11 protein-coding genes are annotated in these 13683 nt (G+C 47.1%); 4 read left to right on the top strand and 7 right to left on the bottom strand.

Features of this window, described 5'->3' with window-relative positions:
* Positions 1–362: 362 nt before the first annotated feature.
* From L5M38_RS07085 to L5M38_RS07075, 3 genes are all read right to left on the bottom strand, one after another.
* Positions 363–1145 carry a phosphoadenylyl-sulfate reductase gene (locus L5M38_RS07085; protein WP_263178652.1) on the bottom strand — a complete coding sequence of 261 codons (783 nt, stop codon included), beginning with the start codon at positions 1143–1145 and terminating at the stop codon, positions 363–365.
* Positions 1138–2835 carry an assimilatory sulfite reductase (NADPH) hemoprotein subunit gene (cysI, locus tag L5M38_RS07080; RefSeq protein ID WP_263178651.1) on the bottom strand — a complete coding sequence of 566 codons (1698 nt, stop codon included), beginning with the start codon at positions 2833–2835 and terminating at the stop codon, positions 1138–1140. The genes L5M38_RS07085 and cysI overlap by 8 nt, the downstream gene beginning before the upstream one ends.
* A gap of 99 nt (positions 2836–2934) precedes the next feature.
* On the bottom strand, positions 2935–4734 hold the full coding sequence (locus L5M38_RS07075) for an assimilatory sulfite reductase (NADPH) flavoprotein subunit (RefSeq protein WP_263178650.1): 1800 nt from the start codon (positions 4732–4734) through the stop codon (positions 2935–2937).
* A 419-nt stretch (positions 4735–5153) separates the two neighbouring features.
* On the opposite strand from L5M38_RS07075, the gene L5M38_RS07070 reads away from it, so the two are divergent.
* From L5M38_RS07070 to L5M38_RS07060, 3 genes are all read left to right on the top strand, one after another.
* Complete coding sequence (locus L5M38_RS07070) at positions 5154–6680, top strand: Re/Si-specific NAD(P)(+) transhydrogenase subunit alpha (RefSeq protein WP_113939012.1); 1527 nt, start codon at positions 5154–5156, stop codon at positions 6678–6680.
* Between the two features lie 11 nt (positions 6681–6691).
* The gene (pntB, locus tag L5M38_RS07065) at positions 6692–8176 is read left to right on the top strand and encodes a Re/Si-specific NAD(P)(+) transhydrogenase subunit beta (protein ID WP_263178649.1); all 1485 of its coding nucleotides are present in this window, start codon (positions 6692–6694) and stop codon (positions 8174–8176) included.
* 221 nt (positions 8177–8397) lie between these two features.
* Complete coding sequence (locus L5M38_RS07060; protein WP_263178648.1) at positions 8398–8778, top strand: hypothetical protein; 381 nt, start codon at positions 8398–8400, stop codon at positions 8776–8778.
* A gap of 197 nt (positions 8779–8975) precedes the next feature.
* Here the strand turns inward: L5M38_RS07060 and L5M38_RS07055 are convergent, their stop codons facing one another.
* From L5M38_RS07055 to hldE, 4 genes are all read right to left on the bottom strand, one after another.
* Positions 8976–9560: a hypothetical protein gene (locus L5M38_RS07055; RefSeq protein WP_105251573.1), complete on the bottom strand. Its 585-nt coding sequence runs from the start codon at positions 9558–9560 to the stop codon at positions 8976–8978.
* Between the two features lie 168 nt (positions 9561–9728).
* Complete coding sequence (locus L5M38_RS07050) at positions 9729–10208, bottom strand: TetR family transcriptional regulator (RefSeq protein ID WP_006082899.1); 480 nt, start codon at positions 10206–10208, stop codon at positions 9729–9731.
* Positions 10209–10359: 151 nt separating this feature from the next.
* A complete protein-coding gene (locus L5M38_RS07045; protein WP_131524278.1) occupies positions 10360–11187 on the bottom strand; it encodes a hypothetical protein in 828 nt (275 codons plus the stop codon).
* Entirely contained in the window at positions 11184–12614 is a 1431-nt protein-coding gene (hldE, locus tag L5M38_RS07040) for a bifunctional D-glycero-beta-D-manno-heptose-7-phosphate kinase/D-glycero-beta-D-manno-heptose 1-phosphate adenylyltransferase HldE (RefSeq protein WP_028761811.1), read from the bottom strand. The genes L5M38_RS07045 and hldE overlap by 4 nt, the downstream gene beginning before the upstream one ends.
* A gap of 103 nt (positions 12615–12717) precedes the next feature.
* Here hldE and L5M38_RS07035 point away from each other — a divergent pair, with 103 nt between their 5' ends.
* Positions 12718–13644: an LpxL/LpxP family Kdo(2)-lipid IV(A) lauroyl/palmitoleoyl acyltransferase gene (locus L5M38_RS07035; RefSeq protein ID WP_263178647.1), complete on the top strand. Its 927-nt coding sequence runs from the start codon at positions 12718–12720 to the stop codon at positions 13642–13644.
* The last annotated feature ends 39 nt before the right edge of the window (positions 13645–13683 follow it).

The raw sequence follows: 13683 nt of genomic DNA, 5'->3' as shown, positions 1-13683 counted from the left end.
TACACAGCAAACCCAGCCCATAAATACCGATATACAACAACTTAACCTCATAAAAGACATGAATCATGTCAATTAACGCAGTAAAACGCTTCAAAACCATCTACGGGAACTTCAAAATATAGCGCAGGCTTAACCAATGTGCATAACTCTGTGAGTAAAAATGTACAACATTTTTAGCATTTAAAAATGAATGCAAACTAACTCTATGAATATCAATCTATCTTAGTTAAATGACGCTTAAATGACATCACTTAGCTTCCTCGACAGTCCAGAGTATTAAATTCAATCCCACTTATCTTAAAATGATAAAAAAACGCCCCAAACTAAGTTGAGGCGTTTAATATTTAAAATCAATAAAATGACTAGATTTCGTAGTGCAGACCACACTCACGTTGTAGGCCATTAAAGCGAGTTTCTTCCTCTGTCATCCCTAATTCGAGTGGTTTACTCGAATGGGTATCCCCCACAGAAACATAGCCTTGGTCCCAAAGTGGATGGTACGGCAAGTCAAATTGCGTCAGATAGAGGTGAACATCTTTATTCGACCACTCGATAATTGGCAGAAGCTTAAAGCGCGTGCCATGAATCGCCAGTATCGGCAACGCCTCACGGGTACTGGCTTGGCTGCGTCTAAGCCCTGCAAACCAAGTGCCGACCTCAAGCTCGGCTAAAGCACGTTGCATAGGCTCAACTTTGTTTAACCGGTTGTATTGCTCTAGTCCGTTTACCCCTTGCTCCCACAACTGGCCAAAGCGCGCCTCTTGCCATGCCGATGTCATCACTGCTTGGTACACTTTTAAATTCAGTGATAAACGCTCTGTCAGTTCGTCGATAAACTGATAAGTCTCAGGAAATAAATAACCCGTATCCGTCAGAATAACCGGAATATTCGCCTGTGCCTGGCTCACCATATGCAGCATCACTGCGGCTTGAATACCAAAACTTGACGACAGCGCATGATTACCGGGCAAATAAGTTAAGCCCCATAACACTCGCTCTTGTGCGCTCAATCCGGCTAAGAACTGATTTATGCGCTCAAGCGCTATCGTTTGCTCGGCCTTAGGCGTACTCAATAGCGCCGTTAACTCGGCCGTGCTGACCACAGTCGGCACTATATCACTGGTTTTTTGCTCAAGATCAGCCATGAAAATCCTTAGCGGCATCAATCACCGCCTTCACAACGCCCACGCGGACGGTGAAGTTACCAAAGGTTTCGCCTGCATCACGCTGGGCGGCGTAGCGGCCAAACAGGGCATCCAATTCGGCGAGAATTTCCGCCTCTTGGATATTTTCTCTGTGCATCTTGTTCAGACGAGTCCCTTCAAAGCTTGCGCCTAAGTACAAGTTGTAACGGCCTGGCGCTTTACCCACAAGCCCAATTTCAGCGGCAAATGGACGTGCACAACCGTTAGGACAACCCGTCATACGCACCACAATCGCTTGTTCGCTGATGCCGTGTTTTGCCTGCAGCGCATCTATATGATCGATAAACTCAGGGAAGTAACGCTCAGCTTCCGCCATTGCTAATGGACAGGTTGGCAACGCCACACAGGCAATCGAGTGACCGCGGGTTTGCGTTAACACTTGGCCCAGTAGTCCGTGTTTGCGAGCTAAGCCTTCAATCGTGGCTTTATCTTCTGCCGCCACACCTGCGATGATCATGTTTTGATTCGAGGTCATGCGGAAATCGCCTTTGTGGATCTTAGCAATTTCACGCAGCCCCGTTTGCAGGGTCTGGCCCGGTAAATCCTTAATGCGGCCGCTTTCGATAAATAGGGTTAAATGCCACTTACCGTCAACGCCTTCGACCCAACCATAACGGTCGCCGCGATCGCCAATCACGACATCACGCTTAGGTTCAAATTTTACTCCTGCACGCAGTTCAACTTCGGCTTTGAACTTTTCATAGCCGTGGTCGACGATAGTGTACTTAAGGCGCGAACGCTTACGATTAGAGCGATTGCCCCAGTCGCGTTGCACTGTCATGACAGCTTCAGCAAACTTCATCACGTCTTCAGTTTTGATAAAACCAAAGTCGTCAGCCAGGCGTGGAAAGGTTTCTACTTCGCCGTGGGTCGAGCCCATGCCGCCGCCCGCCGTTAAGTTAAAGCCAACTAGCTCGCCGTTTTCGGCAACAGCAATAAAGCCTAAATCGTTGGTGTAAACGTCAACATCGTTATCAGGAGGAACCGCAACCGCCATTTTGAACTTACGTGGCAGATAGGTTTTGCCATAGACAGGTTCGACGGTTTCATCTTCGGTAGAAAGTAACTTTTCTTCATCTAACCAGATTTCGGCATAAGCACGAGTATGTGGCAACAGATGATCAGACAGTTGTTTCGCCACCGCATAGGCCTGCTCATGCAGTTTCGATTCCACCGGATTGGGGTTACACATCACGTTACGGTTAACGTCACCACAAGCGGCAATCGAATCCAGCGCTTCACGATCTAAGTCTTGAATAATGGTCTTCAAGTTACGCTTAGGAATACCGTGGTATTGGAAGGTTTGACGGGTCGTCAAACGAATGCTGTTCGAGCTGGTGAGCGTCGAGGCAATTTTGTCCACGCCTAACCATTGCTGCGGAGAACAAATACCGCCAGGTACACGGGCGCGCAACATAAAACTATATAAAGGTTCGAGTTTTTGCTCTTTACGTTCGTTACGTAAATCGCGGTCATCCTGCTGGTAGAAGCCATGAAATTTGATCAGCTGCTGATCGCCGTCACTGAAACTGCCAGTCACAGAAGAATCTAAACCTTCTTTGATGGTCCCTCGCAGGTAATCACTGTCGGTCTTTAGGTATTCATTTAACGCTAACTTTTGCTCACTCATGGCAACTGCCTCTTAAAATTGGGTTCGCTGGCTGCACAGGTCATCACGTGTGCAGCTTTAGCTATTCTTATGTGTTTCTTATCTGCGCAACGGTTGAGATTAATACACGTCTTTTTGGTAACGTTTATCGCTGCGCAGGGTTTCAAAATAGGCTTCGGCAGCTTCGGTATTCAAACCACCGACTTCGACTGCCACCTCAATCAAGGCTTGGTGAACATCTTTCGCCATACGTTCAGCATCACCACAAATATAAAGATGCGCGCCATTTTGCAACCATTGCCACAGGGCTTGGCCTTGCTCTTTAATGCGGTGCTGCACATAAATCTTATGGGCTTGATCGCGTGAGAACGCCACATCGATACGGCTGAGATCGCCATTTTTCAAATACTGTTGCCACTCAGTTTGATACAAGAAATCCTGCTCAAAGTGAGGATTGCCGAAGAATAACCAGCTATCACCTTGGATCCCTTGTGCTACGCGCTCCTGCATAAAGGCACGGAAGGGCGCAACACCGGTACCAGGCCCCACCATGATCACCGGTGTTTCTGGATTTTCAGGCAAACGGAAATGCTTGTTCGACTCAACATAAACCTTAACTTGCGTGCCTTCCTGCGCAGATGCTAAGAAGTGTGACGCACCGCCAAAACGTGCTGAGCCATGGCGCTCATCTTCCACTAAGGCCACAGTTAAGTGGACTTCTGTTTCAACTTCGCTTTGACTTGAGGCGATAGAGTAAAGTCTTGGCGTTAATGGACGCAGTAGCTCAAGCAGTTTTGCTGCATTTAAGGTTACTGAGTTATTTGATAATGGATACTGAGTAACTAAATCGGCAAATTGATGCTTAAGGATAAAGTGGCGCACTTGTTCTTTATCTTCGCTCAATGCCAGCAGTTCAGTGCTGCCGCTCAATTCGGCCCAAGCTTTGACTAATCCAGGGTATAACTGAGTCAATTCTTTCTTATCAACCAAAGCCTGCTTAAGGGACAAGGATTCAGTACCAAGGGTCACTAACTCATCGGCGGCTAATGACAAACCCGCTAAGACTTCATCGACTAACACTTCGTTATTACTAAACCACACACCAAGGGCATCACCCGCTTGATAGGTTAAGCCTGAGTCGCCAAGGTCGATTTCAACATGGCGCACATCTCGGTCTGATCCACGGCCGGTAATTTTTTGGCTCACAAGCACTTCGGCGCTATAGGGGTTTTGCTTAGTAAATTCACTTTCGCCAATCGCTTTAGCGGTGCCGATGGATACCACACTGGCGGACGAGGTTTCGATTAGCGGCTTAACGGCCTCTAATACATCGGCGTGCCACTGGCCCGCGGCAGCTTCATAATCCACATCACATTCAATTAAAGGTAATAGTGATTTAGCACCCAGCGCTGCTAGGCGGGCATCGAAGTCTTTACCGGTTTGGCAGAAAAATTCATAGCTAGAATCCCCCAGCGCCAGCACTGAGTAATGTAAATTGTCTAACTTAGGGGCACGTTTCGATGCTAAAAACTTGTGTAATTCAATCGCATCATCCGGCGCTTCACCTTCACCATGGGTGCTGACCACCAATAAAAGCACAGCTTCTTGCTTTAATTGGCGAACATTGTATTCGCCCATTGAAGCCAGATTGACCGCATAACCTTGCGCCTGCGCCTTATCGGCGAGCGCTTTAGCGACACCACGGCCATTACCCGTTTGGCTGCCATAGAGAATAGTCACAGTTTGAGCCGTTTGCGCCTGTGCGGCAGGCGCTAATTGGCCCGCATTGGCTGTGGCAGCAAGATAGCCACTCACCCAGGCCAATTGCACAGCACTTAACTCAGAAGTGAGTTGTTTTAGCTTATCGACTTGTCCTTGAGACAATGGCGAAGCCAGCGATGAAAGTTCTTTTAACAACATGAGACGGCCCTATGACAGTGTAATGTCCACAAGCTTATCGCGGTTTAAGAAAAGCAAAAAAGAATAAAATAGGATTTTTAATTCCATTTTGGAATATACAAAGTGCAAAATTTAAGCTACAAAAGTGTGCACTGGTTAAAAGTTTTTGATCCGACCAGTGCAGAAACGGCCTGCTTGAGAAATATGCACTTGTGCCAAGCTAAAGTATTGCCACAATGGTCATGAGCCTGTCGAACAATAATTTCTGTTGCCCACAGAATAGTTTGTTTTAAAAACAAAAAGTGTCCATCCTAGATTGAATGCCCTAACTGACTCGAATCACCCGCCGAATAAACGCTGGTGACGACAGATTTTGCAGTTGAGTACGATGAAGGAAGAACAGCAGGCGGAACGATTATATAAACCATCAGGGAGTAGTCATGCAGATTGGAATACCGAGAGAAAGTCTCGCCGGTGAAACTAGGGTCGCCGCGACCCCAGCCACCGTTGAGCAGCTTAAAAAACTCGGCTTTGAAGTTGTTATTGAGGCCAATGCGGGTCAACTGTCAAGTTTCGATGATGCAGCCTTTGAAGCTGCAGGCGCGAAGGTGACAACAAACGTTTGGCAAGCCGATCTGATCTTTAAGGTCAATGCGCCAAGCGACGCCGAAATTGAACAAATCAAAGACGGGGCGACTATCGTCAGCTTTATTTGGCCCGCACAAAACCCTGAGCTGGTTGCGAAGTTATCTAAACGTAAGATCAACGTGATGGCAATGGACATGGTGCCACGCATCTCCCGCGCCCAGTCACTTGATGCCCTCTCCTCTATGGCAAACATTGGTGGATATCGCGCCGTTGTTGAAGCCGCACATCAATTTGGCCGTTTCTTTACTGGCCAAATTACCGCTGCTGGTAAAGTACCGCCCGCCAAAGTGTTAGTCATTGGTGCTGGTGTAGCTGGCCTTGCCGCCATTGGTACTGCTGGTTCGCTTGGCGCCATAGTGCGCGCCTTCGATACCCGCTTAGAAGTGGCCGAGCAAATCGAATCTATGGGCGGCCAATTCCTTAAACTGGATTTTGGTAACGAAGAAGGTGGTTCATCGGACGGTTATGCTAAAACCATGTCGGATGAATTTATTGCCGCCGAAATGGCACTGTTTGCCGAACAAGCCAAAGAAGTCGATATCATCATCACCACAGCGCTAATCCCTGGTCGTCCAGCGCCTAAGCTCATCACCAAAGCCATGGTCGATAGCATGAAGAGCGGCTCAGTGATCGTCGATTTAGCCGCTGCGACGGGTGGTAACTGCGAATACACGCAATCGGGTGAGCTGTTTGTTACTCCTAACGGCGTAAAAGTGATTGGTTATACCGACCTTCCCGGTCGTCTACCGGCGCAATCCTCACAGCTTTACGGCACTAACTTAGTCAACCTGATGAAGTTAATGTGTAAAGAAAAGGACGGCACAGCCAGCATCAACTTTGATGATGTAGTCATGCGCAATATGACAGTGATTAAAGAAGGTGAAGTGACCTTCCCGCCACCACCGATTTCGGTTTCTGCGGCGCCGGCAAAACCAGCGGCGAAAATCGAGCCTAAAAATACCGCCCCGAAGGCGCCATCTAAGCTCAAATACGTGCTCGCCGCCTTAGGCGTTGCAGGGTTTGCTGCCGTGGCATCGGTAGCACCACCAGAGTTCCTGTCGCATTTCACAGTATTCTTGCTGTCCTGCGTTGTTGGCTATTACGTGGTATGGAACGTATCCCACTCACTGCATACGCCTCTAATGTCAGTCACTAACGCGATTTCGGGCATTATCGTGGTCGGCGCCCTACTGCAAATCGGTCAGGGTTCAACTTTGGTCACTGTACTGGCGTTTATCGCCGTGCTGATCGCCAGTATTAACATCTTCGGTGGCTTTACCGTCACTCAGCGCATGCTGAAGATGTTCCGTAAGGATTAAGGGGGTTTAACGTGTCTCAAGGACTGGTAACAGCAGCTTACATTATTGCCGCCATTCTCTTCATCTTCAGTCTCGCGGGACTGTCGAAGCAAGAGACGGCAAAACACGGCAATTTATTCGGTATCTTAGGTATGGCAATCGCCCTACTGGCTACCATTTTCAACCCCGATACTAACGGAATTGCGTGGATCTTAATCGCTATGGTGATTGGCGGCGCGATTGGTATCCGTTTAGCACTAAAAGTCGAAATGACTGAAATGCCTGAACTGGTTGCTATATTGCACAGCTTTGTAGGTATGGCCGCGGTATTAGTGGGTTTCAACAGCTTTATCGACTTACACCCACAGGAAGTCTCACAAGTCGTGGTGGCTGTCGGTGGTGATATCAATACGACCCTCGCCGCAGTACAAGATGCACTAAGTGAAGCGGTGAAGACCGCCAGCAAAGAGCACCTCACTGGCGCTATGCTTAACATTCACTTGGTCGAAGTCTTCCTCGGGATCTTCATCGGTGCGGTGACCTTTACGGGATCTATCGTTGCCTTTTGTAAGTTACGCGGACTGATTTCATCTAAACCTCTGATGCTGCCACATCGCCACAAGCTAAACCTAGTCGCAGTGCTAGTGTCTTTCGCCCTGTTGGTGTACTTCGTTCAGACAGGTGGCACTATGCCAGCACTGCTGTTGATGACCTTGATTGCCTTCGCCTTTGGCTGGCATTTGGTGGCATCCATTGGCGGCGCGGATATGCCAGTGGTTGTATCTATGCTGAACTCCTACTCAGGTTGGGCTGCGGCAGCGGCAGGCTTTATGTTGTCGAACAACCTCTTGATTGTGGTCGGCGCGTTAGTGGGTTCATCGGGTGCTATTCTGTCTTACATCATGTGTAAGGCCATGAATCGCTCATTTATTTCAGTTATCGCGGGCGGCTTTGGCACAGATGGTGTGGCCTCGACTGCCGATGAAGAAATGGGTGAATACCGTGAAACCAACGCAGAAGATGTGGCGGATATGCTGAAAAATGCCACTTCAGTCATCATCACTCCGGGTTACGGTATGGCAGTGGCGCAGGCGCAATATCCTGTTGCGGAAATCACTCAAAAACTACGTGATCGCGGCGTGAAAGTGCGTTTTGGTATCCATCCAGTTGCTGGTCGATTACCAGGCCATATGAACGTACTGCTCGCTGAAGCGAAAGTCCCCTACGATATCGTGCTCGAAATGGACGAAATCAACGAAGACTTTAAAGACACAGATGTCGTGCTCGTTATCGGCGCCAACGACACGGTTAACCCCGCGGCAATGGAAGATCCAGGCAGTCCAATCGCAGGTATGCCAGTGCTGGAAGTGTGGAAAGCGCAAAACGTGATTGGCTTTAAACGTTCGATGAACACAGGTTATGCCGGCGTGCAAAACCCACTGTTCTTCAAAGAAAATACCCAAATGTTGTTTGGGGATGCTAAGGCCAGTGTTGAAGCCATTTTAAAGGCACTTTGAGCTTGATTTAATATCAACAGAGTAAAAATCGTTTAGGCGATAAACACTATTCTAAGGAAATGAAGGGAGCCACTGGCTCCCTTTCTTTTCACATTTTTTTAAGCCTATTAAGCTAGTCTCTGCGCCAATATGATGCGAGGCTTATCTGCCTACAATGCTGATATGCTTAATGTAAGCTAAAACAGTAAGTTAAATCTAAAGCTGGTTTAAGGAAATAATAAATGTTGCTTGGGCTGTTTATCCTGTCTGCCGTATTAATCAAAACCTCATTACTCGGGCTTGGCTGGATATCGATTACTATCGGCCTGAGTGGGTACCTATTTTGTCGATGGTTTAATATCAAGTTAGATATCAAACTGATTGATAAATTTAAACGACTCTTTATCACTGGCGCGGCTCTGCATCTTCTCGTCTATATCGGCTTAATCACTAAGCTTTTCCTTATCGACAGCTTTGAAGACTTGCCCACATTCCTGATAAGTCACTTAGTCTTCCACCACGCAATCAGTGCCGTGATTGCTGCTGCATTAACCTTCTTGGCGATTCGCATCTATCTACAACAGCAAAAATTAACTCAAGCCTATCGACAGAAATTAAGCTAACTCAACAAGGTTTTGATGACAAATGCAGACGAATAAAAGCTGGGTAAATTCATCATTAGCTTAAGTGCCATAAATAATGGGGGGGACTAAAGCAGACCATGTAGAAGTGTTGTCAGCAACACTGAATTCATCAATGGATTCAAACATCAGGGATAAGAATGGCCCCTGATGTTTGGTGGGAGTTAAGCCAAGATACGTTAGTCGACGGCAATATCGTTATCTTTAAGCTCTTTTGACAGGGTTTCATAATTCGTTTTGAGTTTTGGCAAAGTATCTTCTTTGATTTTACTCAATACATTTTGCAACTGATCCTTACCGTAAGAAACGCTATAGTGACGGGTTTCAATATTGCTAATGATCTTCTCAGACTCTAAATACAAACGACGAATATCAGACAAAATATCACTCGGTGTTTCTAGCGCATTGGCAGAATAGCGCATGTTATCCCAGACAAATAATCCCATCTGTGGATGCATTTTCACTAAACTATTACTACTTACAGTCTCAACTGTGTCAGCGTAATGACTCAAGATTTCAACATTGTCACTCACTTCGTCATATAGGGCATGACGCAGATGATAGTTATTCTGCATATTGCTCAGGGCATCAAATTTAATTGCCTGTGACAACCCTTCTTGCGCGGCTAAATACACGCCAACAACAGTCGCAATGATTATAAAAATCTGACTCACCCAAAAACTGGTTTTGATAAGCTCAGTGTTATCAAGCTTAATGGCGCGTTTAGGCATATCTGCCTCATTAGAGATGGGGGTCATGTCCATATGTTTTATCCTGTCAAATCAAGAGTACAAGGCAATATCACTAACTTAAATCATTATTGAGTGGTCATCCTACACTATTGGGGTATGACTTACCTCAGTACAAATCACGATTTTTACCCACAAAAAAGGAGCCATTAGGCTCCATTTTTATATTCATTGGTCAGTCTATTATGCTGCTTTTGCCACATCAAAATTGGATAGCAACATCACAGCTGTACGGCCTAATAAATGGTTGATCGTGCGATCGCCCGCTAAGCCTAACTCAGCAATCGCTTGCTGACGCGCTGTGCTCACCGCTCTAAAGAGGGTGATTTCATTATTCGCACCACCACAAAGACTAAAGAACAGTCTCAATACTGCGCGGTAATGTTCTTCCTGCATTGCCTGCATCCAGGATGTTTCCAATGCTTCTTGGCTGGAAAAATCCAGCGCAGCAACAAATAGATTGCCGATACGACTATCTAAACGAACAAGAAAATCGCTTTTGCGTGGAAAATGGTGACTAATACCTGTGCGACTAATACCCGTTGCTTCAGATAACGTAGTATAAGACATAGTCTCAAAGCCGATAGTCAAAATTTGTCTTAACGCTTCATCCATAATTTGATTTATGGTTTGCTCAGTTTGTACTCGCGAGCGCTTAGCCATAGTAATGTCTCCCCTCTTATTTTTAGGGGGAAAGCTTACCAAAGCCGCTCAGGGATTACTGCTGTTCACTGGGCCGTAACCAGCGTATTTCACTTTTGTTCAGCTAGGGTTCAGTTTAAAACAGGCTTCACCACTGATTCAATTAACACATTCATAACATTGAATTTTGTACCAACCAGTTATGTGCTTTTTCTTCGCCCATGAGTAAAACGAACGTCGGTTGGAGATAGTGCCCAAGATCGGCTTTTCGCCAAAATAGATATTCAGGAAGGGGTTGCAATACACTCGCGCCAAAAGTGCGTTGCATTAAGCTCGAATACTCACCTAATAATCTCGGCTCTAATTGCTCGGCTTTAGGGTAAAAATTCGTTAAAAAGTCCCGATACTCGGCAAATTTAGCCACTTGAGCAACATCATATCGATGCAACACTTGTATCAACATTGGCGAGCTCCAATGCGACAAATATTGCGGGCTTGTTAATGCATCAAGGTTGCGTCTGTGGTATTGCTGCCACGCCAAGGCAAAATCATTTTTCTCCCGTGCGATACGCCAAACCAAATAAATGTCAGCTAGCCATTCATGTTGATATGCACTCAAGTGAGTCGGTAACACAGAGCCTTGCAGAGCAAGGTTCTCCAAATGACCGAGCTCATGCCATAGGGTTAATTGTGGCTGTTCAAGCAAAGGTAATTGGTAGGTCACCATATCGACACTGGCTAACTGTACTTGCGGTGTCCGCTGCTCATTCACTAAGACTAGGCCCGCAATCTTATTGTCATCGACGGGCATGACCATGGCACTTCTGCGGCCTAAATCAAGCCTAAATTGTTCGAGAGTTGCAGGAAGCTGCACCAACACTTGCTCTGGCAATAATGCCAAGCAAGTATCAAGTTCAGGTAAAGGGCAAATCAAAGCCTGCTTATCGGCAATGGGCGTCCAAGTCAGGCTAGATACGAATGCCAGAGCGACTAAGCTCACTGATTCGCCATGATATTTTGTATAATCGCTGTCGTTGATATGCCATCCTCAAAGCCCAGCACTTGCACTTGGCCACCGGCGGCAATCACTTCAGCGCCACCAGCAATATCCTCAAGCTTATAATCACCACCTTTGACCAGCAGATTTGGCAGCAATCGAGTAATGATGCGCTGCGGCGTATCTTCACTAAAAGGCACAACCCAATCGACAGAAGCTAAGCCAGCGAGCACAGCCATACGACGATCAACCTGATTAACTGGACGGCCTTCACCCTTGAGGCGTTTAACCGAGGCATCATCGTTTACCGCGACGATCAAACGATCGCCCAAAGCTTTCGCCTGTTTAAGATAGCTCACGTGGCCCGCATGTAAAATATCAAAGCAACCATTAGTCATCACCACACGTTCACCGCGTAGTTTGGCTTGCTCTAAGGCGTAGGCCAGTTGATCTTCACTCACCACCCCAAAACCCGATTCTCCATGGTGCAAAGCTAGGGCTTCAATAAGCTCAATGCGGCTCACGGTAGAAGTGCCAAGTTTACCGACCACAACGCCAGCGGCGGTGTTCGCAATTGCGCAAGCCTGCGGTAAATCGGCGCCCGCGGCTAATGAGGTTGCTAAGGCTGAAATCACAGTATCGCCAGCCCCCGTCACATCATAGACTTCACGGGCAACGGTAGGAATGTGCAACTCAGGCGCATTAGCGGTCACTAAGGTCATGCCCTTTTCAGAGCGGGTCACTAAAATGGCATCAAAATGATGTTGCTTGAGTAAGCCACGGGCTTTTTCCAGCAGATCGGCTTCAGAGGTCACAGTGCCAACAACGGCTTCAAACTCACTCATATTGGGGGTAATTAGCGACGCGCCATGATAACGACCAAAGTCACTGCCCTTAGGATCGACTAATACCATCACACCTTTCGAACGCGCTAAAGCAATAAAATCTCGCGGCTGATCGATAGCGCCCTTAGCATAGTCAGATAACACCACGACATCGACAGAATCGAGTAAGGCCTCGGATTGTTTCAATAAACGCACGCTATCGGCCTTGTCGAAGGCTTCTTCGAAATCGAGGCGGATAAGCTGCTGATTACGTGATAACACCCTCAGCTTAGTGATGGTTGGTTTATCAGCAATACTTAACCATTGGGGTTCAACCCCTAAAGTTTGCACGCCGAGCGTTAAGGCATGGGCAGTATCGTCTTGACCGACGAGCCCAGCAAGTTGGACTTGCCCCCCTAAGGTCGCGATATTGAGCGCCACGTTGGCCGCGCCGCCGGGTCTGTCTTCGACTTGATTAATCTTCACCACAGGTACGGGGGCTTCAGGGGAGATACGTCCCGTAGGGCCAACCCAATAGCGGTCTAACATCACATCGCCGACGACTAACACTCTGGCTTTTTCAAATGCTGGCAGAGAAACCTTCATAGTGCTCTTATCTTTATGCAGAAATTAAACCGTGATTGTACCTAATTTTCAGCAAAAATTGAGTTAGAATGAGCAGTAATTTTCAAAAGTAGTGAGTATTTTTGTGGTCGAGAAAGCCGAGTTTTCATCTTCTTTATATCATCCTAAGCATTGGCCCATGTGGTTTGGCGTATTTTTGATGCGTTTAACTCAGCTTCTACCGCTTCCTTGGCAGATGACGCTGGGTAAGGGATTGGGTCGCTTAGTGATGAAATTCGCAGCTGGCCGCACCCACACAGCGCGCCGTAACTTGACCCTCTGTTTCCCTGAAATGACGGAAGCACAGCGAGAAGATTTACTCACGCGTAACTTTGAAGAAACGGGCAAAGCCATTTTCGATACCATCAATGCATGGTGGTGGCCCGATGAAAAAGTGCAGCAGCACATGAGTATCAAAGGCGAAGAACACGTACAAGACACGTTAAATGCTGGCCACGGCGTGATCCTCTTTGCCGTGCATTGTTTACCGCTGGAAATGGGCGCACGTATCTTCGGCCAATTCCAACCCGGCGTGGGGGTTTATCGCCCACACAATAATCCTGTGATGGAATACCTGCAGGTCAAAGGCCGTTTACGCTCGAATAAAGGTCTTGTTTCTAAACGCGACTTGCGCCAAATGATACGCTGCCTACGCAATCCCGATGTGATTTGGTACACGGCCGATCAAGACTTTGGCCGTTCCAGCGCGGTATTTATCCCATTTTATGCCATGCCAGATGCGGCAACGATTACCGGTGCCACCACGTTAGCTAAACTCGGCAAAGCCAAAGTCCTGCCTTTTTTTGTGGAACGTACTACAGATGATAAAGGCTATCGAATTGAAGTGATGCCACCGCTGGATAATTTCCCCTGTGAAGATGAATTAGCCGACGCGATTCGCGGTAACAAGATTATCGAATCCATCATAGATAAAAACCGCGCCCAATATATGTGGTTACATCGCCGCTTTAAGACCCGTCCCGACCCAACGGACAAATCTTTATATCAATAAGCTCAATTAGCTTTGAATACAAAAATGCCAGCAAATAAG

It is taken from the genome of Shewanella sp. SM101 (assembly GCF_025654465.1).
Lineage (GTDB): Bacteria > Pseudomonadota > Gammaproteobacteria > Enterobacterales > Shewanellaceae > Shewanella > Shewanella oncorhynchi.
This window is presented reverse-complemented; position numbering and strand designations above follow the sequence as displayed.